Below are 23,002 nucleotides of genomic sequence, written 5' to 3'. Positions count from 1 at the left end.
CCCGGTCACAGCTGTCCCGCCTCTCGGCGAATGTGTCGAGCGAGCACTTGGGCGACCATCGGGAACTGCACCGCTGCGGGCCGGGCCTGCAGCTCGCCCCGAAGGTCGTGGGCGGCGAGCTGCAGGATGTTGAGCACGCCGATGAGGAGTCCGTAGCTGCCGAATCCCGCGTCGTTGTCAACGGCCCCGGGGTTATCAGGAGTGCGGACAGCGTTCGTGTCGGCCATGATCTGCTCGACGATCGCCAGTGCTGGGGTGATGTCGTCGAGGAAGTCCGTGCCGAGGCTCGTCGGGGAGTGCGGTTCGATCGTCCATGCGAAAGTGCCCGTGCGGCTTCGCACGCCATAGCCAGCTTGTTCGAGCTCCACGGCGATGGCTTCTGCGTCGGCGGTTGTCCACGGGCCCTGCTCGGTATCGACGAGCGTTGCGGCCTCAGTCGTGCTGCTCAGCATGTCGGTGAGCGCCTGGCGGGCGCCGGCGGACAGTGTCGATGGGATGTAGATGGAGACGGTCATGCCAGGTCACCGCCGTTCGAGCTCTGGCGAATGAGACGCTCGACCGAGCCTGCGGCTCGCGCGACGTCGTCCGCGAAAGCACGAGCCTCCGTTGGCGTCATGAGGTGCACGATGGCCGAGGAACGGTCGTAACTGGTGAAGGTGACAGCAACCGTGTTTCCGTCCTCTTCGGAGTAGGCAGAACCGACGTCAGCACTCTCGGCGCCGGCAGTTTCCTGAGTAGTGGTCTGATCCTCGATGGAGGGAAACGAGATGATGTTGGTCATGAGTGGTTTCCACTTCTAGATGTCTGGTCTGCTGCTACGTCCACAACTGAGACGGTCGCTTTTTCACGATCGATCAGCGCTCGAATCTCAGCTGCGGCGTCACTGATCCGCGCCGCGAACGCCTCGAGCGGCGCGACATCGGGCAAGTTGGCGTCGAACTGCTCGCCCACGCCGATGCTGATCCGGTATGGGCCGACGACCATGCGCGACTCGTCGTCCTGGAGTACGAGGTCCGCTCGGCTGACCTGCACGACGATGGATGGCGCGTCTACGTGATTGAACCTCGTAGGGACACCTGGCAGCGGTACTTCTGTCAGGACGCCGTAGTGATCGACGACAGTGCGTTCGTGGCCGTCGACCGTGATGCTGCTGCCCTCGGATTCGTCAGCCCAGTCGGGTTCGAAGCTGCTCGAGATCACTGTCCCCTGCTTCATTTTCCCTCCTGGGATGCATCGAGCGCTCGGCTGTAGATGCCGGTGCGGGACTCTCGAACGAGGACCAGCAGGTGCTGTCCCAGTGCGCGGGCAGCATCATGCTCAAACTCGACCATCTGCTCGGGCCACCCGACGCACTTGCCCGCGGCGACCAACTTCTCGGCATCGATGCGGACAGATCCGTAGTAGGCGCTCGCTACCCCGTAGATGCGCGCTGTCGGCCGGTAGCGAGGCGATGCAGACGGCTGACCGGTTCGAGCTAGCACGGGCACGGGGTCGCCGGCTCGGACTCCGTAAGCCATTTCGAGGACATCAAGTGCGAGTTCGGTCGCCTCGTCTAGCGTCATCGTCAGGTTGGCGTGGCTCTCCGACAAGGTGACGGTCACCTCGTCCGGAGCAGAGGTGGTCCGACGCATGTCGATCTCGACGGGCATCAGGCGCTCATCTCGCAGTCACTGCCGACCTTGCGCTCCGACGCGCTCATCGGGTCACCGCCGCGGGGTGACGGTTTAGCGCGACAGCGAGGGCGCTCGCCGTCTTGTACGCGCGGTCGATAGAGCGGAACGTGCCCGGGTCCGTCGCGTAGTCGTCCTCGACTCGGAGGTATGTCGTCCACTCCTCGTCCTGGCCCTCGCACTTGCGGACCTCGACGGAGCCCCAGTCGCCCGCGATCGTGTCCGCGTGGTGGAAGACGATCTCGTCGGGCTCATGCGTGACAGTGCAGCCGAGCATGAGGCAGGGACGCGGAGGAGCGTCGAGCAGCTTGACGACGGCATCGAGGATCTTCCCGACATAGCTCTGGGTCGGAGTGACGAGGCCTTCTTCGAGCTTCGCGAGGTAGGCGGTGGTGGTGCCGATGGTCGATGCGAGGCTCTGCTGCGAGAGACGGCCTTGGAGTCGGAGCGACGTGAGGGTTGCGCCGATCTCGGCAGCGGATACGATTGGAACAGACATTTCGTGTTTCTCCTTCGGGAGTGAGGGTCTTCGCGTTGCACCGCGAGGGCCTTCGGTCTTTGTGGCCGTCGCTAGACGGCAGGGCTGAGGTGCTGCACGGTCAGGTCTCCGAGGCGGACGCGTAGGCGTTCGATGCCCTTCAACGTGACGCGTACCTGCGGGGGGTCGACGACGACCTCACCGGTGCGCGGGTGGTGGTGCGACATCGGTCGCTCGGCGAGATAGCCGGCGTCGACCTGTGCCTGACGGGCCTTCCACTTCCCGGCGCTACCGCGGTAGATCCAGCCGAGGTCGTTGAGCTGCCGGAAGAGGCGTTGTGATCCGAGCGGGATGCCAGCGCGCGCGAGCATCTTGGCTGCGTCTGCGACGTCGTAGTCGCCGGCGCCACTCGCAAGCTCGTCCCATGCGTCCGCTCGGGGTACGAGCTCAGCGATCCTGGCGTCCTTCTGCTCGAGCATGCGGGCGGACGCCTGCAGCGCACGAGCGATGAGGGTGGTGTCATCTTCCTCGGTAGTGGCGATGTACGAGCCGGTGCGCCGGATGCTCGGTAGCACCTCGTGTGTGACCCAACGGCGGAATTGGGCGGCGCCGGGGGTCCGTGACTGGAAGATGAGTTCGTAGAGTCCAGCCTCGTTGATGACCTTCGCGTTCTGTGTCCGGCCGATGCTGTCGATGACGTCGGCAGTGCCGACCCCATCCGGGTCGAGCCGCCCGAGCGCGTCGCGGGGGTTGAGGAGCCCTATTGCCCTGCAGACGTCGACGCCGACGATCCAGGGTTCGCCGTCGATGACCAGGGTGCGGACAGTGAGACTGTCGTACTTGAAGTTCAGGAGATCGGTCACGGGGTGGTACTCCGTTCGGGTAGACCGTCGAGGTGATCGAGCTTGCTGTAGCAGGGGATCGGGTCCTCGGCGATGAGGACGGCGGCTATGAAGCGACGAAGGAGCTGGACCATCGGTCAGTCGCGTTCGGGCAGCGATGCGACATGTCGGTCTAGGTCTTCCTTGCGGAACTTGATCCGCTTGGAGTCGCCAACCGGGATGAGTTCGCCCTTGGCCCTGAGGTCGTCGACGTCTCGGAGGCTGCAGCTCAGGTAGTAAGCGGCGAGCTCTCGTGTGAAGAGCGCTGGCGCAAACTCGATCCGCGCGCTCACGCCGCGCCCCTGAGATCGAGAGGTCGGGGTTCGGCCAGGTAGCTGCCGATGGCCGAGGCTGCATTGCCGAGCCAGAGATCGGAGGCCTTCACAGCTCCGTTCTCGACGCGAGAGAGGTAGGTGGGCGACGCTCCCATGAGGAGAGCGACTTCGTCTTGGGTGAGACCCGCACGTTCGCGAAGTAGACGGATGCCTACCCCCGGGTGACTCGATCGGTTGGTCATAGGCAAAAGAGTACGCCTTTCTGCCGGTTAGGGGAAGGAAATCAGTGGGTTTTGCCGGTTCCCTTGCCGCCAACCGGCAAGAACTAGTAGTGTCAACGGCGTGAATACGGGAGCCGACGGGCAGAACATCGACTGGGCGCAGGTGGACCTTCGGCGCGCCACTGCGCAAGAGCGCTTGTTCTACGGCGCAGCTGTTCGCGACCTGCGGCACGCCAGGGACATGACGCAGGAGGACCTTGCGTTTGCCGCGAACGTGTCCCCGAGGACGATCCGAAACATCGAACGCGGCATGGTCACCGGCCAGGTGGATGTGCTCGAGCGACTGTTTCGTGCGCTCGACATCCAGCTGAAGGGCGCCGCCCTGAGCTCATCCACTCAGAGCTGGATGGCTGTCATCGGACCGCTGCTAGAAGTCCTTCCCGAACCGCAGCGTGGCGTTGTGGTGCAGAAGGTGCTCTCGATGCTGGCTGAGGCGATCCAGCAGTCGAACGGCTCGTCGACCGACGTTGAACGAAGCCTTGGGGATGCAACAGCTGCGCGCGCTGAGGAGTAGCCGGCGCCCGCCCCGAAACGTCGAAACCCCCGAGCGTCATTGCTCGGGGGTTTCTGAGTTCTGGGCGCAGCTACGCTACGTGGTGTCGAGTGTGCCACGCGCGGCGTCCGTTTGGCTACGAGCGCGGTCTACGCGGCTTTACTCCTACGTCGGGGCAGCCGCGCTCGATCCAGTGGAGGACCTCGCGAGCGCAAGCGTGCGTAGCGGAGGCAGATCAAGAAGCCCCGCTGCGCCGCCGAGGACGAAGGGCTCAGCCCCGACCTCTTCTAGAGACCGTCTGGGTGCCCTTGCCGTGACGCCACTCGGGCGACCGTCGGCTCCGCACGACAAGCGAAGCCCCCGCGATTGGATGATGGTCGCGGGGGCTTCGTTGAGCTGGAAAGGACTGTCTAGCTGAAGCGTCGGGTGGCGGCAGGGCTGACCGACATCGCTCGCGATTGGAGCCACTGTTCCCTCGCCCGCGATGCTCGAGCCGCGCTTCGTCGCGCAGTCTGCTCTCGGTTCTGGTCGATCTTGGCGTCTAGGCGAGCCTGTGCAGCACGCTCCGAATTAATTTTGCTCATGATCGGTTCCTGTCTCGGTGGTGTCGGCGACGTTACTCGATGCAACCGACAAATCTTTTGAACTCGCGCGCGAGTTCATGCCTTGCGGTCCTTGGTCGAAGGCGAGAGCAGTCGCCATTGCGCGCGCCATCGCCAGCACCGCTGCGCGTTGAGAACCGCCGATCGCGCCCTCGTTCGCGCAGTTCACGCTCAGAAGACCGAACTGGACGTCTCCGGCCTTCACCGGGACGGAGAGGAACGTCGAGTACGGCTTGCGCCCCCAGTCGACGCCGTAGACCTCGTCGACCCCTTCCCGCATCACCTCGACTTGCTCGTCCGGCCCATCTAGGAGCTGCCAGATGCTGTGCCCCGGGTCCTCTTCCTCCAAAAAGGGTCGCGAAGGCTTGTCATGACGTCCGTACTCGGTTGCGTGCTGCGGACTACCGAGGACTCGGTGTCCCGGCGTGCTGTCTTCCAGGGTGTAGTACGTCGCTCGGCTTCCCGGACCAATCGACTTTGCAGCAACGAGCACGAGGGAACGACGGAGCCACCTCATGTGTGCCGCCTTGGCGGCGCCCTGCAAGAAGGTGACCTCGATGACTTCACCGAGGAACGTGTTGAGATCTGTGATCGAGTTCTCAGCGCTGTCCTCGCTGCCGCTCAGGCGCAACTTGGACAGCTTCTTGTCGTAGGCATCCGCGATCCGGTCGAACACGACCGCGAGAGCGGAGAGCACCGTGGCCACCACTAGCCAGGGAGTCCAGGCTGGATCGGGCTTGCCCTCAGCCGTCAGGAGAACTCGGGCCGTCAGCACCGCAAACACGGAGGCAGCAAAGATGATGCTCGGGAGGATCCAGGTCACTTTCAGGAAGGTCGCAAGCTCTCCGAATAGGCGAAAGCCCAGGCCTAGGTTGTCGGACGCGTTCGTTTTGGGGCGTCTACGACGGCGGCCTCGCCGTAGCCGACGGGCGTCGGGAACTCGCTGATCATCGATGAGGGGAGACCTGGGCACAACTCAGATATTGGCAGATGATCGTCACCCTGGAAGGGGTTGGTTGCTGTCGCTCTGAGCGCGGCGCGGTGACGGTGGAGTTCGCGGTCGTGCTGCCGGCGGTGACGCTGCTCGTCGCCGCGGTGGTTCTGGTCGACCGGCAGGGTGCACTGCAGTTCGCCGCCGCGACCGGCCGGCCGTGACGGAGACGGCGGCCGCGTTAAATTGCCGCGGTCCTGCGTGAGTCAGAAAGATCGAGCGCAACTCATTCCGAACGCAAGGCAGACGCACTAGTTGCGAGTGCGAAGTGCGATCCGAGCTTGTCCATCGCGTCACGGGCGGCCGCGGAGGAGACGTGCTGGTAGCGGCGGGTGACAGCTTCTGACTGGTGGCCGACGATCTCACCGATGATCTTCGCGTCGACCCCGAGCTCCATGAGGACGGTCGCCGTCGTGTGCCGGGCCCAGTGAGTGGTCGGCACGGGAGAGCCCGGCGCGCGCTGGTCTTCGGCGATGATGCCGGCCTCGAACAGGAGGTCGCGCCAGGTCTGCTCGTCCTCGCCCCAGAGGTACGGTTCGCCGTTGGGCTTGCGCCAGATGAGCCCGTACGGGTTCGGCCGGTCGGCGGTCTTGATCAGGTAGCGGCGGAGCGCTTCGGCGAGCGCCGGCATGAGCGGCACGTACCGTGGCTTGCCGGACTTTGGGCGGATGAGGCAGAGGCGGCCGTTGAGCTGCTGATACTCGAAGCCGTCGGGGACCCGGAGCCGGCGGTTTGAACATGAGCCGGCGCGAGTCTTGCCGCAGCGCCAGGCGTCGCCCTCGGTGCGGCCGCAACCGTGCTCGAACGGCACTTCGGACAGCGCCCACTCGACGCCGATGGTCGGCTGCTCGGAGTCGAGGTCGAGGGAGTCCAAGCGAGCCCCGACGCGCTCGCCTTGGCGCAGACCGCTCAGTAGTGCGACCCACCAGCGGGTGCCGTCGTCGTGCTCGGCGGCAACTTTGAGGACGGACAGCGCTGCTTCCGTGCTGAGTGCGCCACGGTTCGACTCGCCCTGCACCGGTGCGGTCACGTCCTCGCACACGTTGCGCGCGGCGATGCCCTCGACCCGAGCCGACTCGAGCATGAGCGACAGCACCTGGTACGCCTTCCTCGCTGTCGCGGAGGTGCGGCCGGCGTCGGCGACGGCCTTCGTCATGATGCGCACGTCGGACGGCTTGAGGAAGGAGACCTTCTTCGCGCCGATGGTCGGAACGATCCAGTTCCGGCTCACCGACTCGTACGACAGCAGAGTGTTCGGCTTGAGGGTCGGTTTCCCGACCGTTTCCAACCAGTGCGTCGCCCACTGCTCGAGCGTGGTCTTCGTGTCGAGTGCGGTGCCGTGCTGCTGGATCTGCTTCTTGATCGCATCGAGCTTGCGGCGCGCACCTTCCTTGGTCTTCGACGTCACAACGCGTTGGCGACGGCGGCCATCGGGGTGGAAGCCGTCGTCGATGACGCCCCGGTAGAGCTTGCCGCCGCGGATGGCGTAGAGCCCTCCGTCGCCCGAATCCCGCTTCCTCGGCACTGTTCCTCCCGGTACACACATCAGTACACACACATAACCGCAACCATATGGTTGCGGTTGATCTTCTCGATGGTAGTCCGATCCGCATGAATCCGGGGATCGGCCGCCAGTTTCACCGCTCGCCGAGTAGCCCCAGTCTACCGCTCCTATTCACTCGTAATGAATAGGTCGTCGGTTCGATTCCGACAGGCGGCTCAGCACACATCCCCGGTCACGGATCTGCATCAGGTCCTGACCGGGGATTTTTCTGTTGGCGTGAAGCCGCACGCTTCGGCTGCAGGACAGACAGGGGCACGGGGCCCGGGATAGCGTGACGACGTCGCGGGGGTCCCTGCGACGCAAGAACCACATCGCCCAGCCTCCTCCGGCGGACGATCGATGGAGGCACCGTGCTCACCCGTGTGACGATGATCGTCCTCGTGGGTGCGGCGGCAGCGGCACTCGCCGTGAGCGCCGCCGCAGTTCCCGAATCCAGCCGCTCGTCGGCAGCCGCTGCGTCCCAGGGGCAGCAGGCGAACGCGACGCCACTGCGGGCGGACGGCCCCGCCGTCCGACCCGACCCGACGATCGGCCGGGTGCCGACCTTCTCGGTCGACTTCGACACACCGGCGGCGGCGGACGGGCCGTTCGCTGCGACGTACGCGCAGTCGTGGCAGCCGTACCCGGACGGCACTGGTGGACGGTACTGGTCGGGTTCGCAGATCAGCGCGCACGACGGGTACATGGACGTCGCCCTGGACGGCGAGCACGGTGCGGCTGGCACCTTCGGCACCCCGGAGGATGCCTGGTCCCACGTGGGCGGGACGTTCAGCATCCGAGCGCGCGCGATCGGCGGCGCCGACAACGGCGTCGCGGTCATGCTGTGGCCGACCTCGGACGACTGGGCCGACGGCGAGGTCAACTTCCCCGAGGGCAACTTCGACGGCACGCCCCGTGTGTTCCACCACTCGATGGTGCCCGGGCACGAGAAGGGGTTCGACCACTACAACACCCACGTGTCCTGGAGCTCGTGGCACACCTACACGACGGAGTGGATCCCGGGGCGAGCGGTCAACTACTACCTCGACGGGGAGCTGGTGTACACGGTCGCCCGGAACGTCCCGGCGTCCCCGCACCGCTACATGTTCCAGGTCGGCAACTGGGGCGACCCTGGCCACCTCGAGATCGACTGGGTCCGCACGTACGATCCGCGGTGACGGGTGCGGACAACCGCACGTTCTCCCCGTTCTGGGGATTCCCGGGGGCGACGTCCATCGGCCACCATCAGAACCGAACCCGCTCCGCGCGTCGAAAGGTCGTCAGGTCGTCATGCTGCTGTCCCTCCTCTACATGAGTGCCGCTGACGAGCCCTTCGACCAGGAACGCCTGGACGCGCTGCTCGAGCACGCGCGGTCCCGCAACGCCGCGTCCGGGCTGTCCGGTCTGCTCGTGTACAAGGACGGCCGCTTCATGCAGTTGTTGGAGGGTCCGGAGGACGCGGTGCTCGAGACCTACCAGCGCATCATCGACGACCCTCGTCACACCGATGTCGGCCTGCTCGTGGAGGAGCGCATCCACACGCCGCGGTTCGGCGAATGGACGATGGCGTTCGATCGCGACGCGGAGACGCCGCTGCCGGACGGGTTCGACGCGTTCCTGGTCGACGGCGACAGCAGTGCGGACACGAGCAAGGCCCGCGCCCTGCTGCGGTGGTTCCGCAACCACCCGCTGGCGGCGCCGGACGCGGCGCTCGGCAAGCACCGCCGCTGAGGGCGAGCGCCGGCCTCAGGGCAGGTAGTACGTCGGGTTCGGCAGCTTGACGCTGCGGTCCGCCGAGCCCCCGAGCAGGTCGCTGTACTGGTCACCGAAGTTCGCGACCACGTCGTACCGGCCGCCCGATCGTGACTCGATGTGCGCCCGGGTCTGCGACTTGTACTCGACGGTGGTGCACTTCGCCGTGGCGCAGGTGATGTACGACGGCTGCTGCGACGCCCCGACCCCGGTCCACTTCGTGTAGTACGTCTCGGTGCCGCGCTCCGTCGCAGAGAACTGCGGGTAGCCGACGCGCTGCAGGTTGTCGATGGTGGCGGTCTCCTGATCGGCGTTCCGGCCGGTCAGCCCGATGATCGTGCAGCCGGAACGCTGTGCGATCGACACGAGCGAGGTCATCGACGGGGTCGCGGGGAACCGTTCGTCCTGCACCCACTCGTCCTGCCGTGCGGGGTCGAAGACGAAGTGCATGTCCGCGACCTCCATGTCGTACGTCCAGAGCGTGGTGTCGTCGGCGTCGAGCACGATCGCGGGGTTGCGGTGCAGCTTGCGGCCGACGGCGCACTGGGCGGCGACGACGGGGGCCTGCCGCCGGACGAGTGACCGCATCTCGCGGATGTACGGGGAGTCGGTGCGGTTCGCCAGGCCCGTGCCGGGGTCGCCGTAGTACGTGGCGATGGTCTTCTTGACGGAGTCGATGTTCGGGATGCCCTCACCGGACTGCGTCGCACCGGAGGAGCCGTCGGCCGCCATGGTGAACTGCGTCCGTGGGGACAGCCGGGGCTCGGAGACGCCGGGCAGGTCGGCCGAGGGGAGGTAGTAGGTGGGATTCGGCAGCTTGAGGGACCGGTCGGCGTACCCGCCCTGCAGGTCGCTCCACTGGTCGCCGATGTTCAGCGTGATGTCGTAGCCGAGGTCCTGCTCGATGTGCTTGCGGGTCAGGGCCTTGTACTCGACGGTCGTGCAGCTCGCGGCGGCGCAGGTCACGTACGACGGCTGCTGCGAGGCGCCCTTGCCGGTCCACTTCGTGAAGAAGCGGTCCTCGGTGAAGGCGGTGTAGCCGACCTTCGACAGGTTCTGCACGGTCGCGGTCTTCTGGTCGTCGTTCCGGCCGGTCAGTCCGAACACGGTGAAGCCCATCGCGGCGGCGCGGTTGACGAAGCCGACCATGGACGGGGTGGCGGCGAAGCGCTCGTCCTGCACCCACTCGTCCTGCCGTGCGGGGTCGAACACGAAGTGCATGTCCGCGACCTCCATGTCGTACGTCCACAGGGTGGTGTCGTCGGCGTCGAGGACGATCGCGGGCCGCTCGCCGTGCCGGACGGCACGGTCGTGGATGCGCTGCAGCGACGCTCCCTGGCGGGCGACGATCGATCGCATCTCGCGGATGTAGGGGGAGTCGGTCCGGTTCGCCAGGCCCGTGCCGGGGTCGCCGTAGTAGGTGGCGATGGTCTTCTTGACGGAGTCGATGTTGGGGATGCCCTCGCCGCCCTGCGTCGCACCGGACGTGCCGTCGGCAGCCATCGTGAAGTGCGTCCGCGGCGTCAGGCCGGCGTCGGCCGAGTGCCCCGGTCCGTGTCCTGGGTCGCCCCACCCGTGTGCACTGGCCGGACCGCCGACGAGGGTGGACGTGAGGACGATCGCCGCGCTGGTGGCGACGACGGAGAGGACGGAACGGCGCATGGAGGACCTGCACACCTTCGACTCGAGGAGGAGTGACCCCCAGATGGGGGACCTCGCAGCACGTTAGCTGGCAATCACCCGTGGAGTCCATACCAAAGTGCTGCGGCCGGTCCTGGTAGACATGGCCGCATGACGGTTCGCTGGGGAGTCATCGGCACGGGCGGCATCGCCCGGTCCTTCGTGGGCGACTGCGTCGCCGCGGGCATCGAGTTCACGGCGGTCGGCAGCCGCACCCGCGACGGTGCCGAGGCGTTCGCGGCGGAGTTCGGCATCCCACGGGCGCACGGCTCCTACGAGGACCTCGTCGCCGACGACACGGTCGACGCCGTGTACGTCGCGACCCCGCACGTCCGGCACGCCGAGGACGCCCTGCTCGCGATCCGCGCCGGCAAGCACGTCCTCGTCGAGAAGGCCTTCACGATGACGGCGGCCGAGGCGCGGACCGTGGTCGATGCCGCCCGTCGAGCGGGCGTCGCGGTGACCGAGGCGATGTGGACCCGGTTCCTGCCGCAGATGGCGATGATCCGCGAGGTCCTGGCCGAGGGGCGCATCGGCCGGCCGGTGCTCGTCGAGGCGACGCACCACCAGGCCCTGCCCACCGACCCGTCGCACCGGCTGCGCGATCCCGCCCTGGGCGGTGGAGCCCTGCTGGACCTGGGCGTGTACCCGGTGTCCTTCGCCGTCGACGTGCTGGGCGTGCCCACCTCGCTCGTCGCGGCCGGCACGCTGAGCGAGCAGGGCGTCGACACGCAGATGGGCATCGTCCTGACGCACGAGGGCGGTGCGCAGTCGGTGATCCACTTCGGGATGGACGTGCGCAGCCCGAACACGGCCTCGGTCATCGGCGAATCGGGGCGCATCGACGTCGACTCGACCTGGTACACCCCGACAACGTGGCGGATCCGGGACCGCGACGGTGTCGTGGTCGAGGAGTTCGACGCGCGTGAGGAGCTGGCCGGCTACGGCCACGAGGCGCGCGCGTTCGAGGCGATGGTCACGTCCGGCGTGCACGAGGGCGGTCCGATGGACGCCGAACAGTCGGTCGCGATCATGGCCGTCATGGACGAGGCCCGCCGCCAGGTCGGCGTGCACTACCCGGCGGACGACCCCTCCACAGCGCCCTGATCCGGGTCGCGTCGTCCACATCGGGACGATCCGGCCTGGAGGCTCCTGCCGCAGTTCCGTAGGATCGGTCGCGATGTCCGAGCAGCAGCCCACCCCGCCTTCCGTACCGGAGCGTCTCCGCGCCGCCGTCGCCGCCGCGCGCGCCTCCGCCGTGCGCCGCCCGGTGCCCTGGATCGCCGGTGGGCTCGCAGCCCTGCTCGTGGTCGGTTCGGGCGGGGCCGTCGCGGTCGCCGCGGCGATGACACCGGACACGGGCACGACGGCCGCGCGGGAGACCACGTCGACCGCGACCGCGACGCCGAGCCGGTCGACCGCCACCACGAAGCGACCGACGAGCACGCCGACACCGACCCCGGACGCCCGCGCCGTGCCGAAGGACCCGGCGGGCCCGTCCGCCCTGCGCACCTGCTCGATCGCCGGTGCGGCATCGGCGAGCGGTCTCGGCGCGTTCGAGGGGTACGTCATGGACGCGAAGACCGGCGAGGTCCTGTTCTCGAAGGACGGCGACAAGGCTGCCCAGACCGGCAGCGTCATGAAGACCCTGACGACGGCGACGGCGCTCGCGGTGCTCGGCGGCGACCACCGCATCCCGACCACGGTCACGCAGGAGTCCGGCGGGACCATCGCGCTGGTCGGGCACGGCGACGCCACCCTGTCGGCCGGCAACGGCACGGTCTACCCGGGGGCCCCGACGCTCGCGCAGCTCGCCCAGCAGGTCAAGGCGACGGTCGGCGACACCCCCGTCACCACCATCGTCACCGACGACACGTACTGGAGCGACGCCGACGCGTGGGACCCCACGTGGCCGGTGTCCGAGCGCACCATCGGGTACCAGCCGAAGGTGACGGCGCTCATGGTCGACGGTGACCGGGCGAACCCGGCCGCGGCGACCTCGCCCCGGTCCGAGGACCCGGTCGGCCGTGCGGGCACCGCGTTCCGGACGGCACTGGCGAACGCCGGGGTCGCCGGGGCGGGGTCGGCACAGATCGTCAAGCGCGCCACGACGAGCACGAACACCATCGCGACGGTGTCCTCGCAGCCGGTGTCGACGCTGATCGGGCAGATGATCCCGAACTCGGACAACACCCTCGCCGAGATGCTCGCCCGGGTGTCGTCGAAGGAGTCCGGCTCGAACGGGTCGGCGGCGTCGCTGACCTCGGTGTACCGGTCGGCGCTCGGTTCCTACGGCGTCGACCCGGCCGGCATCGTCATCAAGGACGGCTCGGGCGAGAGCGCCGCCAACGCGGTGTCGCCGAACTTCGTCGCTCATCTCATGGTGCAGGTCGCCGCCGGTGCGAAGGGCCTCGGTACCCTCGCGAATGCCCTGCCCGTGTCGGGGCAGTCCGGCACGCTGGCCAGCCGCTTCACCGGTGCGAACGCCGTCGCCCGCGGCAAGGTGCACGCGAAGACCGGGTGGATCGACAGCGCGAACACCCTCGGCGGGTACATCGACGCCGCAGACGGATCGCGCCTGACCTTCGCGTTCTACGCCATCGGGTCGTCGCGCGCGGCCGCGCTGCCGGCGCTCGACGCGGTGACCGCGGCGGCCTACTCGTGCGGGAGCAAGCTCACCGACTCCTGAGTCACCGGGTGTTGGATGGGCCCATGGCACGGGCTCTCCTCATCGTCGATGTCCAGAACGACTTCACCGAGGGCGGTGCGCTCGGTGTCACCGGGGGCGCGGCCCTCGCGGAACGGATCAGCGCGTTCCTCGGCCGGCACGCCGAGGAGTACGACCTGATCGTCGGCTCCCGCGACTGGCACCACGGCGACGACGACAACGGCGGACACTTCGCCGGACCCGAGGGCCCCGACTTCGTCGACACGTGGCCTGTGCACTGCGTGGCCGGCACACCGGGCGCCGAGTACCACCCGGAGCTCGACACCGAGCCGATCGACGTCGACGTCTTCAAGGGCCAGGGCACGCCGGACTACTCGGCGTTCCAGGCACGGACCGAGGCGGGCGTGCCGTTGCCGGAGATCCTGACCGAGCACCGGGTGCACTCCGTCGACATCGTCGGCATCGCCACCGACCACTGCGTCCGGGCCTCGGCCCTCGACGCCCGTGCTGCCGGCATCGACGTCGCGGTCTACGAGGACCTGGTGGCCGGCGTCGACGACGAGCGCAGCGCCCGCGCGCTCGACGACATCCGAGCGGCCGGCGGGCACGTCGACCGCAGCGACATGGACGAGGGGCTTGCGAACCCCGGAGGAGCTCAGCTGTGACCGAGACCAACACCGACACCAGCACCGAGACCGACACCGGCAAGAGCGGCACGACCGGCGACCTCACCGCGACCGTGGGCGACGACCACGTCACCGTGCACGGCGTCCCGACCGGCCTGTTCATCGGCGGGTCCTGGCGCCCGTCGGCGAGCGGCGCGACGTTCGCCGTCCGCGACCCCTCGACCGGCGACGTGTTGGCCGAGGTCGCCGACGCCACCCCCGAGGACGGCATCGCCGCGCTCGACGCCGCGGTCGCCGCGCAGCAGGAGTGGGCGGCCACCGCACCGCGCCAGCGCTCCGACTTGCTGCGCCGTGCGTTCGACCTGGTCCGCGCGCACGAGGACGACCTGGCTGCCCTGATGACGCTCGAGATGGGCAAGCCCCTGGCCGAGGCCCGCGGCGAGGTGGTCTACGGCGGCGAGTTCCTCCGCTGGTTCTCGGAGGAGGCCGTCCGCATCGGCGGCGACTACCGCACCAACCCCGAGGGCACCGGACGCGCGATCGTCCTGAAGCGTCCGGTCGGCCCGGTGTACGCGATCACCCCGTGGAACTTCCCCCTCGCCATGGCGACCCGCAAGATCGGCCCCGCACTGGCGGCCGGCTGCACGGTCGTCGTGAAGCCGGCGGACCTCACGCCGCTGACCACGCTGTTCCTGGTCGAGCTGTTCCGCCGTGCCGGGCTGCCGGACGGCGTGCTCAACGTGGTGCCGTCCCTCGACGCCAAGGGCCTGTCCGAGCCGATCATCGCCGACCGCCGCCTCCGCAAGCTCACCTTCACCGGGTCGACGCCGGTCGGGTCCGCGCTCCTCAAGCAGGCGGCGGACAACGTGCTCAAGACGAGCATGGAGCTCGGCGGCAACGCCCCCTTGCTGGTGTTCGACGACGCCGACCTCGACGCCGCCGTCACCGCTGCGATGCTCGCGAAGTTCCGGAACGTCGGCGAGGCCTGCACGGCCGCCAACCGGTTCTTCGTGCAGGAGGGCATCGCCGACGCGTTCGTGGCCGCCCTCACCGCGAAGGTCGACGCGCTCCGCATCGGCCGGGGCACCGAGGACGGCACGACGATGGGGCCGCTCATCGACGACCGTGCAGTGGACAAGGCTGCCGGCCTCGTCGACGACGCGGTCACCCGCGGCGCGCGGCTCGTCACCGGCGGACACCGCGTCGAGCGGCCCGGCACCTACTACGCGCCCACGGTGCTCGACGACGTGCAGCCGGGGTCGGAGATCCTGACGACCGAGATCTTCGGACCGGTCGTGTCGATCACCCGCTTCGCGACCGAGGACGAGGGCATCCGGCTCGCCAACGACACCGAGTTCGGGCTCATCGCCTACGCGTTCACGACGGACTTCCCGCGCGGGCAGCGGCTCGCCGAACGCCTGGAGACCGGGATGCTCGGGCTGAACACCGGCGTCGTGTCGAACGCAGCGTTCCCGTTCGGCGGGGTGAAGTCGTCCGGTCTCGGCCGCGAGGGTTCGCACGAGGGCATCGAGGAGTACCTCGAGACCGTGTACGTGCTCACCCCGGACCCGTTCGCCGCCTGAACGGGCCCGACGGCGGGGCTCAGACCAGCAGCTGGTGCTTCGCCAGGTCGCGGTAGAGCGGCGTCGACTCGACGAGCTCGGAGTGCGTGCCGGCGCCGACGACCCGGCCGTGCTCGAGCACGACGATGACGTCGGAGTCGACCACGGTGGACAGGCGGTGCGCGATGACGAGCAGGGTGCGGTCCTCGGCGACGGCATCGATCGCCAGCCGCATCTTCTGCTCGTTCACGCCGTCGAGCGACGACGTCGACTCGTCGAGCAGCAGGATCGGGGGAGCGGCGAGCAGGGCGCGGGCGATGGCCAGCCGTTGACGCTCTCCGCCCGAGAGCATCACGCCGTCCTCGCCGACCTGGGCGTCGAGTCCACGCGGGTCGCGGTGCAGGACCTCGCCGAGGTTGACCGCCTCGAGCACGCGGACGCAGTCGTCCTCGGTCGCATCCGGCGAACCGAGCAGCAGGTTCGCGCGGATGGTGCCAGCGAGTACCGGTGCGTCCTGCTCGACGTAGCCGATCTGGGCGCGGAGCTCCTGGCGGTCCATGCCCCGGACGTCGATGCCACCGAGCCGGATGACGCCCTCGGTCGGGTCGTAGAACCGCTCGATCAGGGCGAGGGTCGTCGACTTGCCAGCACCCGACGGACCCACGAGTGCGACCCGCGAGCCGCGGGGAACGCGGAACGACACGTCGTGGAGCACCACGTCGTCGGCCGGACGTTCGTCGGCGAGGCGATCCGGGCCTCCCGGTCGATCCACCGCGCCGGACGCGACGGCGCCGTCCGGACCGGACGCATCCGCTGCAGCCGTGTACCGGAACGTGACGTGCTCGAACGTGATGGCGTCGTCGGAGGCGACCGCGGCGGCGGGGCGCGCAGCGGCGTCGTCCTGCGCCTCGGTCGGCAGGTGCAGGATCTCCTCGATCCGGCCGAGCGCACCGAGCGCCTGGGCGACCGCGACAGCGGCGCCCATCGCCTGGCCGAGCGGCATGATCATCATGAAGAGCAGCAGGATGAACGTGATGAGCGTGGCGATGGTGATGGTGCCCGCGGCGACCTGGGCCCCGCCGACGCCGAGCACGGCGATGAACGCCACCTGCATGACGATGCTCGCGACCGGCACGACGAACGCGGACATCTTCGCGATGTCGAGGCCGCGCTGGTAGGCCTCGGTCGCGTGTCCGTCGACCTCGTGCACCTCGCGCTCGGTGGCACCCGCCGCGCGGATGGTGCGGACGGCGCCGATGCCGCGCTCGACCGCCGCGGTCAGGTCGCCGACCTTCTCCTGCGCACGCTTCGACGCGACCCGGATGCGCCGGCTCAGTCCGCCGACGACCACGATCGCGACCAGGACGATGACGACCACGATCACGAGCAGCAGCGGGTCGATGATCGCCATCGCGATGATCGCGCCGATGAACGTGAGGGCGCCGCCGATCGACTCGATCAGGCCCTGGGTCAGCACGGCGCGCAGGAGCGTGGTGTCGCTGCCGACGCGGGACACCAGGTCGCCGGTGCGACGGGTGTCGAACTCCGAGATCGGCAGGTTGAGGATGCGGGCGATGAGCTTGCGGCGCGTGGAGAGCACGACGCCCTCGCCCGCACGCTGGAGCAGGAAGTGCTGCACACCGTTCAGGACGCCGGCGACCAGGACGAGTCCGACGAGCAGCCAGACGAGCGTGCTGAGCGTGTTGCCCTGCTGCACCGCCGTGACGACCTGGTTGACGAGCAGCGGCTGCGCGAGCGACGCCCCGGCGCCGAGGATGCTCAGCACGATGATGACGACCATCGCCGGCTTGTTCTCGAACAGGTAGGACAACAGGCGGCCGAAGGTGGCGCGGGGGCCGTCGGTCTTCTTGGGGCGCGCGAAGGGGAGACTCATCGTGTTCCTAGTTTCTGCCGTACTTCTTGTGCACTGCCTGTCGGCTGACACCGAGCAGGGTCGCGATCTCCTGCCACGACGCCCCGGCGTTCCGGGCGGCACGGGCAGCGAGCTCTTCGGTCCGGTCGAGTTCACGGCGGAGCTCGCGCACGTTGGCGAGGGCGGAGAACGGGTCGTCCCCGGAGGCTCCGGCCGCGAGGCTCGTGATGGTCGGTCGGTCCATGGGTGTCAACCTACATTGACGCGCCGACAACTGTCAACCTGAGTTGACGGACAGGGTCGGTGTGTCGGCATCGGAGACGCCGGCGGCTTCGTTCGACGCCTCCGAGTTCGCGAGACGCCGCCGCATTCGGCGGCGTCTCGCCGACACGACGGCGTCTCGCGCCGGGAAGTGGGCGTGCGCGCACGACGGACGGGAGGCCCGGTGCCAGCTGGCACCGGGCCTCCCGTCCATCAGGTGGTCGCGTTTCAGGCGTCGGTGAAGTCCTCGCTCTTCGTCTCGCGGACGAAGAGCAGCGCGACGAGCGTCACGACGGCGGCGATCGTCAGGTACAGCCCGACCAGGAAGATGTTGCCGTCGGCCTGCCACAGCGCCAGGGCGATCGTCGGTGCGAGCGAGGCACCGAGGATCGACGCGACGTTGTACGCGATCGCCGAGCCGGTGTACCGGACGTTCGTCGGGAACAGCTCCGGCAGCAGCGCACCCATCGGCCCGAAGGTCAGCCCCATCAGGGACAGGCCGACGATCAGGAACGTCACCACCGTGATCGGACCCTGCGACGCCGCGAACCAGAACTGGAACGTCAGACCGAACAGCGCGATGCCGATCGTGGTCGGGATGAGGGTCTTCCGGCGCCCGAACTTGTCGGCCAGGATTCCGGCGATCGGGGTGAAGATGCCGAAGAACACGACGCCGATCATGAGCAGCGTCAGGAACTCACCGCGGCTGTAGCCGAGGCCGACCTTCGGGACGAGCGGACCGGCCTCGGCACCGGTGGTGCCGTACGACAGCGTGAACGTGGTCATGAAGTAGAAGAGGACGTACGTCGCGACCATGCCGAACGTGCCGACGATGAGCGCCTTCCACGAGGTGCGGAACACCCGGCCCAGCGGGATCTTCGCGACCGTGCCGGACTCCTGCACGCCGCGGAACACCGGCGACTCGACGAGCTTGAAGCGCACGTAGAGCCCGACGATGACCAGGACCGAGGAGAGCAGGAACGGGATGCGCCAGCCCCACGCCTGGAAGTCGGCGTTCGGGGTGCCGTCGGCACCGGCGGGCATCGCGGCGTTGATCGCGATGAACAGGCCGTTCGCGAGCAGGAAGCCGATCGGTGCGCCGAGCTGCGGCATCGAGCCGAAGACGCCGCGCTTGCCCTTGGGGGCGTTCTCGGTGGCGAGCAGTGCCGCACCGGACCACTCGCCGCCGAGGCCGACGCCCTGGGCGAAGCGCATCACGGCGAGCAGGACCGGTGCCCACACGCCGATGGTGCTGAACGTCGGCAGGCAGCCGATCAGGAACGTCGCGGTGCCCATGACGAGCAGCGACGCGACGAGGGTGGTCTTGCGGCCCACCCGGTCACCGAAGTGCCCGAAGATGATCGACCCGATCGGCCGCGCGAAGAAGGCGAGGGCGAACGTCACGAACGACGACAGCTGCGATGCCGTGGGGTCCTCGTTCGGGAAGAACAGCGTCGGGAAGACGAGGACCGCGGCCGTCGCGTAGACGTAGAAGTCGTAGAACTCGATCGAGGTGCCGACGAGACTGGCGATGACGACGCGCGAGCGCGGGTTGCCTGCTGGTGCCGGAGCTGAGGTCGGGGTTGCTGGTGCCGGTGCGGCGGTCATGGGTGTCGTGTGGTCTTCCGTGGTGCGCACTCCTGGTAGGGAGCACGGATACCCGAAACGGCGGACACCGATCGGTTCGCGCAGGGTGGCGCGGGCACCGATCGGGTGCGTTCGGTTGGTGGGGGACCGCTTGTGACGGAAGACAACATCGTACGACAGATGTCGCCCACCTGCGAATCAGCCCAGAGTCAGCTGGCGGCTCCTGCGCTGGCGCCCGCCCCGGCGCCGGCCTCGAGGTGGGCGGGCAACTGGTGCCCCATCCGGTCGCGCTTGGTGTCGAGGTAGCCGGCGTTCTGCGCCGAGACACCGACCACCAGCGGCACGAGTGACTCGACGGTGATGCCGTGCTCCTCGAGCTGGCGACGCTTCTCGGGGTTGTTCGAGAGCAGTCGCACGCGGGTGATCCCGAGTTCGGCGAGGATGCCCGCGGCGCCGCCGTACGCACGGGAGTCGGCCGGCAGCCCGAGCGCCAGGTTGGCGTCGAGCGTGTCGAGGCCGTCCTCCTGCAGGCGGTAGGCCTTGAGCTTGTTGATGAGCCCGATGCCGCGTCCTTCCTGCCCGCGCAGGTAGACCACCACCCCGCCTTCGGCAGCGATGGTGTCGAGCGCGGCGTCGAGCTGGGGCCCGCACTCGCACTTCAGCGAGCCGAACGCCTCGCCGGTCAGACACTCGGAGTGCACGCGGACCAGGGCGCCGTCGGACGGGGCGGACCCGTCGGGCAGCGCGCCGATGATCGCGACGTGCTCCGCGCCGGTCACGAGGTCGCGGTAGGCGCGCATCTGGAACGTGCCGTGGGTGGTGGGGACGTTCGTCGACACCTCGAACTGGACGGGGCTGCCCGGGGTGGAGGAGGTCAGCGCGTCGGTCATGGGGTGCTCCGGTCGTTCGTGGGCCCGTCGTCTCCGAACCCGGGTGCTGCGTCGTGCTGCTGCGGTGTCTGCTGCTGCGCTGTCTGTGGTGGCGCTGTCTGTGGTGGCGCTGCCTGCGGCTGCGCTGTCGCGCTGCGTTGCGGTCGGGCTCGGACCAGCAGGTCAGGGCCCAGGCTGGTGGTCGATAGTACGTCCAACCGCCGACGCCCGGACATGCTTCCCACCCCGAGGTCGTCGAGGGCGACCCGGGGTCCGCCGAGCAGGATCGGGGCGACGTACACGAGGTACTCGTCGACGAGCCCGGCGGCGATGAGCGCGGACGCGACGGTGGGGCCGCCCTCGACGAACACCGAGTGCACCCCGTGCCCGCGCAGGGCAGCGAGCGACGCGGCGAGGTCGTGCCCCGGCAGCGTCACGAGCCCACGGGGGTGTCGACGGACCGCGGCGTCGTCGGGGACGGCGCGGTCACCGAGCACGACCGCGAGCGGCTGGTCGGCGAGGAGTTCACCCGCGTCACCCCGAGCGGTCAGGCTCGGGTCGTCGGCGAGCACGGTGCCGGTGCCGACCAGGATCGCGTCGTGCGCGGCACGCTGCTCGTGGACGTGCTGTCGGGCTGCGGCGCCGGTGATCCACTTGCTCGTGCCGTCGGCCGCTGCGGCGCGGCCGTCCAGGCTCGAGGCCCACTTCACGGTCACCCACGGGCGTCCGAGGCGGACCGACAGGAGCCACCGTTCGAGGAACGCCTCAGCCTCGTCGGCGAGCACACCGGACACGACGTCGACCCCGGCGACGCGGAGTCGGTCGGCACCGCCGTGCACGTCCGCGCCCGGATCGTCGATCGCGTACACGACACGGGCGACCCCGGCCTCGATCAGGGCGACGGCGCAGGGGCCGGTGCGGCCGGTGTGGTTGCAGGGCTCGAGGGTGACGACGGCCGTCGCGCCGCGGAGCTGTGCCGGATCGACCTTCGCCATCGCGTCGACCTCGGCGTGCGGGGTTCCGGCGCCCTTGTGCCACCCCTCGGCGAGGACGTCGCCGGCGGGGGAGAGGATCACGGCGCCGACCCGTGCGTGGTCGCCCACGACGGGCCCGAGGGCCGCGAGTTCGAGCCCGCGGCGCATCGCCCGGACCTCGGTGGGTCGTGCCGTGTCGCTCACGGATCGAGCCTACCGGCGGTGGATCGGTGACGCGTCATCGTCGGGAACGCGGCGTCATGCGGGACCGGGTCACGGAGCGCTGCGTCACGCGGGGCCGAGTCACGGAGCGCTGCGTCACGCGGGGCCGAGTCACGGAGCGCTGCGTCACGGAGCGTCGGGCCACGGGAGGTCCGATGCGGGCGCACCGTCGGCTCGGCGCAGGGCGGTCCACGCGGTCGTCGGCCCGCCGTCGCGTCCGGGGATCCGGGCGGGCCCGGCGCCGGTGAACGAGAACCCGGCGCTGCGGGCGACCGAGGCCGACGCCGTGTTGCCCTCGTAGCACTCCCAGTAGACGTCCGGAGCACCGTCCTCGAACGCCCAGTCCACGACGAGCTCCACCGCATCGTGCATCAACCCGGCACCGCGGGCCGAGGGCGCCAGCCAGAAGCCGAGGTCGCGGCCGGCGGTGCGGTAGCCGATGATCCCCTCGAGCCAGGAGGACCCGCTGCGACGGATCGCCCAGGTGTACTCGCGGTCCGACGCCCAGCCAGGACCGACCAGGGCGTCGACGAAGGTCCGTGCGTCCTGTTCGCGGTACGGCGTGGGGATCGTCGTCCAGCGGACGATGTCCGGGTCCTGACAGGCGTCGGTGATCGCCGCGGTGTCCGCCCGGGTCGGGACGTCGAGTCGGACCCGGGCGGACTCCAGCGTGACCGGCAGCACGGTCAGCCGCGCGAGCGCGGGACGAACCCGATCCGGTCGTACACGCGCGCCAGGGTCTCCTGCGCGATGGACTCGGCACGGTCCGCGCCGACGGCGAGCAGTCGGTCGAGCTCCGCCGGGTCGTCGAGCAGCTCGAGCGTGCGGGTGCGCACCGGCTCGAGCTCGGCGACGACGGCGTCGGCGACCGCGCCCTTGAGGTCCCCGTAGCCCTTGCCCGCGAACGATGCCTCGAGCTCGGCGACGGGGGTCCGGCTGAAGGCGGACAGGATCGCGAGCAGGTTCGTCACGCCCGGCTTCGCCTGCCGGTCGGAGCGGATCTCGCGCTCGTCGTCGGTGACGGCCGACTTGATCTTCTTCGCGGTGCGCTTCGGGTCGTCGAGCAGCCGGATCAGGCCGCTGTCGGACGCCGCCGACTTGCTCATCTTGCTCGTCGGGTCCTGCAGGTCGTAGATGCGCGCCGTCTCGGTGCCGATCCGGGCCTCGGGCACGACGAACGTGTCGCCGAACCGCGAGTTGAAGCGTCCGGCGAGGTCGCGGGTGAGCTCGACGTGCTGCCGCTGGTCGTCGCCGACCGGCACGACCTTGGTGTCGTACAGCAGGATGTCGGCGGCCATCAGGACCGGGTACGTGAAGAGCCCGACCGACGCGGCTTCGGACCCCTGCCGCGCCGACTTGTCCTTGAACTGGGTCATCCGGCTCGCCTCACCGAACCCGGTGAGGGTGTTGAGCACCCAGGCGAGCTCGGCGTGGGCCGGCACGTGTGACTGCACGAACAGCGTCGACTTCGTCGGGTCGATGCCCGACGCGATGTACTGCGCGGCCGTCGCCCGGGTGCTCGCGCGGAGCTCGGCCGGGTCCTGCGGCGAGGTGATGGCGTGCATGTCGACGACGCAGTAGATGGCGTCGAAGTCGTCCTGCAGGTCGCGCCACTGCATGAGCGCCCCGACGTAGTTGCCGAGGTGCAGCGAGCCGGCGGACGGCTGGATGCCCGAGAAGATGCGGGTCTTGGTCATGGTGGTGTTCCTGTGGG

25 protein-coding genes, 1 tRNA gene and 1 pseudogene are annotated in these 23,002 nt (G+C 69.1%); 9 read left to right on the top strand and 18 right to left on the bottom strand.

The features are described 5' to 3' along the window. Window positions 1–5 precede the first annotated feature (5 nt). From EDF42_RS10525 to EDF42_RS19395, 8 genes are all read right to left on the bottom strand, one after another. Window positions 6–515 (bottom strand): hypothetical protein, encoded by a 510-nt coding sequence (locus EDF42_RS10525; RefSeq protein ID WP_123672289.1) that lies wholly within the window; start codon window positions 513–515, stop codon window positions 6–8. Continuing rightward, window positions 512–781 carry a hypothetical protein gene (locus tag EDF42_RS10520; protein ID WP_123672288.1) on the bottom strand — a complete coding sequence of 90 codons (270 nt, stop codon included), beginning with the start codon at window positions 779–781 and terminating at the stop codon, window positions 512–514. The genes EDF42_RS10525 and EDF42_RS10520 overlap by 4 nt, the downstream gene beginning before the upstream one ends. After that, window positions 778–1,215: a hypothetical protein gene (locus EDF42_RS10515; RefSeq protein WP_123672287.1), complete on the bottom strand. Its 438-nt coding sequence runs from the start codon at window positions 1,213–1,215 to the stop codon at window positions 778–780. Before EDF42_RS10515 ends, EDF42_RS10520 begins: the two co-directional genes overlap by 4 nt. Beyond that, complete coding sequence (locus EDF42_RS10510; protein ID WP_123672286.1) at window positions 1,212–1,649, bottom strand: hypothetical protein; 438 nt, start codon at window positions 1,647–1,649, stop codon at window positions 1,212–1,214. Before EDF42_RS10510 ends, EDF42_RS10515 begins: the two co-directional genes overlap by 4 nt. Before the next feature lie 46 nt (window positions 1,650–1,695). Further along, window positions 1,696–2,169 carry a helix-turn-helix domain-containing protein gene (locus tag EDF42_RS10505; protein ID WP_123672285.1) on the bottom strand — a complete coding sequence of 158 codons (474 nt, stop codon included), beginning with the start codon at window positions 2,167–2,169 and terminating at the stop codon, window positions 1,696–1,698. Window positions 2,170–2,240: 71 nt separating this feature from the next. Further along, the gene (locus tag EDF42_RS10500; RefSeq protein WP_185040889.1) at window positions 2,241–3,011 is read right to left on the bottom strand and encodes a phage antirepressor; all 771 of its coding nucleotides are present in this window, start codon (window positions 3,009–3,011) and stop codon (window positions 2,241–2,243) included. 116 nt (window positions 3,012–3,127) lie between these two features. Next, window positions 3,128–3,322, bottom strand: coding sequence for a helix-turn-helix domain-containing protein (locus tag EDF42_RS18965; RefSeq protein ID WP_185040888.1), 195 nt, complete (start codon window positions 3,320–3,322; stop codon window positions 3,128–3,130). After that, the gene (locus EDF42_RS19395; RefSeq protein ID WP_123672283.1) at window positions 3,319–3,546 is read right to left on the bottom strand and encodes a helix-turn-helix transcriptional regulator; all 228 of its coding nucleotides are present in this window, start codon (window positions 3,544–3,546) and stop codon (window positions 3,319–3,321) included. Before EDF42_RS19395 ends, EDF42_RS18965 begins: the two co-directional genes overlap by 4 nt. A gap of 100 nt (window positions 3,547–3,646) precedes the next feature. Here EDF42_RS19395 and EDF42_RS10490 point away from each other — a divergent pair, with 100 nt between their 5' ends. Continuing rightward, on the top strand, window positions 3,647–4,099 hold the full coding sequence (locus EDF42_RS10490) for a helix-turn-helix domain-containing protein (RefSeq protein ID WP_148067725.1): 453 nt from the start codon (window positions 3,647–3,649) through the stop codon (window positions 4,097–4,099). Window positions 4,100–4,648: 549 nt separating this feature from the next. Here the strand turns inward: EDF42_RS10490 and EDF42_RS10485 are convergent. Further along, complete coding sequence (locus EDF42_RS10485) at window positions 4,649–5,503, bottom strand: hypothetical protein (protein WP_123672281.1); 855 nt, start codon at window positions 5,501–5,503, stop codon at window positions 4,649–4,651. 167 nt (window positions 5,504–5,670) lie between these two features. On the opposite strand from EDF42_RS10485, the gene EDF42_RS18960 reads away from it, so the two are divergent. Next, window positions 5,671–5,835 carry a hypothetical protein gene (locus EDF42_RS18960; RefSeq protein ID WP_185040887.1) on the top strand — a complete coding sequence of 55 codons (165 nt, stop codon included), beginning with the start codon at window positions 5,671–5,673 and terminating at the stop codon, window positions 5,833–5,835. A gap of 62 nt (window positions 5,836–5,897) precedes the next feature. On the opposite strand, the gene EDF42_RS10480 is transcribed toward EDF42_RS18960, so the two are convergent. Next, window positions 5,898–7,196 (bottom strand): site-specific integrase, encoded by a 1,299-nt coding sequence (locus EDF42_RS10480; RefSeq protein WP_123672280.1) that lies wholly within the window; start codon window positions 7,194–7,196, stop codon window positions 5,898–5,900. A gap of 121 nt (window positions 7,197–7,317) precedes the next feature. Here EDF42_RS10480 and EDF42_RS18955 point away from each other — a divergent pair. From EDF42_RS18955 to EDF42_RS10470, 3 genes are all read left to right on the top strand, one after another. After that, window positions 7,318–7,391 (top strand) — tRNA-Thr (locus EDF42_RS18955). 194 nt (window positions 7,392–7,585) lie between these two features. Further along, on the top strand, window positions 7,586–8,392 hold the full coding sequence (locus EDF42_RS10475; protein WP_123338899.1) for a glycoside hydrolase family 16 protein: 807 nt from the start codon (window positions 7,586–7,588) through the stop codon (window positions 8,390–8,392). A 112-nt stretch (window positions 8,393–8,504) separates the two neighbouring features. Further along, a complete protein-coding gene (locus tag EDF42_RS10470) occupies window positions 8,505–8,945 on the top strand; it encodes a BLUF domain-containing protein (protein ID WP_123338900.1) in 441 nt (146 codons plus the stop codon). A 15-nt stretch (window positions 8,946–8,960) separates the two neighbouring features. Here the strand turns inward: EDF42_RS10470 and EDF42_RS10465 are convergent, their stop codons facing one another. After that, complete coding sequence (locus tag EDF42_RS10465; RefSeq protein ID WP_123672279.1) at window positions 8,961–10,628, bottom strand: HAD family acid phosphatase; 1,668 nt, start codon at window positions 10,626–10,628, stop codon at window positions 8,961–8,963. 129 nt (window positions 10,629–10,757) lie between these two features. Here EDF42_RS10465 and EDF42_RS10460 point away from each other — a divergent pair, with 129 nt between their 5' ends. From EDF42_RS10460 to EDF42_RS10445, 4 genes are all read left to right on the top strand, one after another. Then, on the top strand, window positions 10,758–11,753 hold the full coding sequence (locus EDF42_RS10460; RefSeq protein ID WP_123338902.1) for a Gfo/Idh/MocA family protein: 996 nt from the start codon (window positions 10,758–10,760) through the stop codon (window positions 11,751–11,753). 73 nt (window positions 11,754–11,826) lie between these two features. Then, window positions 11,827–13,335 carry a D-alanyl-D-alanine carboxypeptidase/D-alanyl-D-alanine-endopeptidase gene (gene dacB / locus EDF42_RS18950; RefSeq protein ID WP_185040886.1) on the top strand — a complete coding sequence of 503 codons (1,509 nt, stop codon included), beginning with the start codon at window positions 11,827–11,829 and terminating at the stop codon, window positions 13,333–13,335. A gap of 23 nt (window positions 13,336–13,358) precedes the next feature. Next, window positions 13,359–13,979, top strand: coding sequence for an isochorismatase family protein (locus EDF42_RS10450; RefSeq protein ID WP_111084202.1), 621 nt, complete (start codon window positions 13,359–13,361; stop codon window positions 13,977–13,979). A gap of 74 nt (window positions 13,980–14,053) precedes the next feature. Continuing rightward, a complete protein-coding gene (locus EDF42_RS10445; protein WP_123672487.1) occupies window positions 14,054–15,523 on the top strand; it encodes an NAD-dependent succinate-semialdehyde dehydrogenase in 1,470 nt (489 codons plus the stop codon). 19 nt (window positions 15,524–15,542) lie between these two features. On the opposite strand, the gene EDF42_RS10440 is transcribed toward EDF42_RS10445, so the two are convergent. The 7 genes and pseudogenes from EDF42_RS10440 to trpS form a co-directional block, all read right to left on the bottom strand. Further along, window positions 15,543–17,396 carry an ABC transporter ATP-binding protein gene (locus EDF42_RS10440; RefSeq protein WP_123672278.1) on the bottom strand — a complete coding sequence of 618 codons (1,854 nt, stop codon included), beginning with the start codon at window positions 17,394–17,396 and terminating at the stop codon, window positions 15,543–15,545. Between the two features lie 7 nt (window positions 17,397–17,403). Beyond that, complete coding sequence (locus tag EDF42_RS10435) at window positions 17,404–17,619, bottom strand: helix-turn-helix domain-containing protein (protein ID WP_123292166.1); 216 nt, start codon at window positions 17,617–17,619, stop codon at window positions 17,404–17,406. Window positions 17,620–17,864: 245 nt separating this feature from the next. Continuing rightward, window positions 17,865–19,244 carry an MFS transporter gene (locus tag EDF42_RS10430; RefSeq protein WP_123672277.1) on the bottom strand — a complete coding sequence of 460 codons (1,380 nt, stop codon included), beginning with the start codon at window positions 19,242–19,244 and terminating at the stop codon, window positions 17,865–17,867. A 188-nt stretch (window positions 19,245–19,432) separates the two neighbouring features. After that, window positions 19,433–20,080 (bottom strand): annotated as a pseudogene (gene ribA, locus EDF42_RS10425) (GTP cyclohydrolase II); the annotation flags it as partial. 29 nt (window positions 20,081–20,109) lie between these two features. Then, the gene (gene ribD / locus EDF42_RS10420; protein WP_260235429.1) at window positions 20,110–21,234 is read right to left on the bottom strand and encodes a bifunctional diaminohydroxyphosphoribosylaminopyrimidine deaminase/5-amino-6-(5-phosphoribosylamino)uracil reductase RibD; all 1,125 of its coding nucleotides are present in this window, start codon (window positions 21,232–21,234) and stop codon (window positions 20,110–20,112) included. Window positions 21,235–21,414: 180 nt separating this feature from the next. After that, a complete protein-coding gene (locus tag EDF42_RS10410; protein WP_185040885.1) occupies window positions 21,415–21,972 on the bottom strand; it encodes a GNAT family N-acetyltransferase in 558 nt (185 codons plus the stop codon). Between the two features lie 2 nt (window positions 21,973–21,974). Then, window positions 21,975–22,985 carry a tryptophan--tRNA ligase gene (gene trpS / locus EDF42_RS10405; protein ID WP_111084195.1) on the bottom strand — a complete coding sequence of 337 codons (1,011 nt, stop codon included), beginning with the start codon at window positions 22,983–22,985 and terminating at the stop codon, window positions 21,975–21,977. Window positions 22,986–23,002 lie beyond the last annotated feature (17 nt).

Origin of the sequence: Curtobacterium sp. PhB172 (genome assembly GCF_003752545.1) — a bacterium.
Lineage (GTDB): Bacteria > Actinomycetota > Actinomycetes > Actinomycetales > Microbacteriaceae > Curtobacterium.
This window is presented reverse-complemented; position numbering and strand designations above follow the sequence as displayed.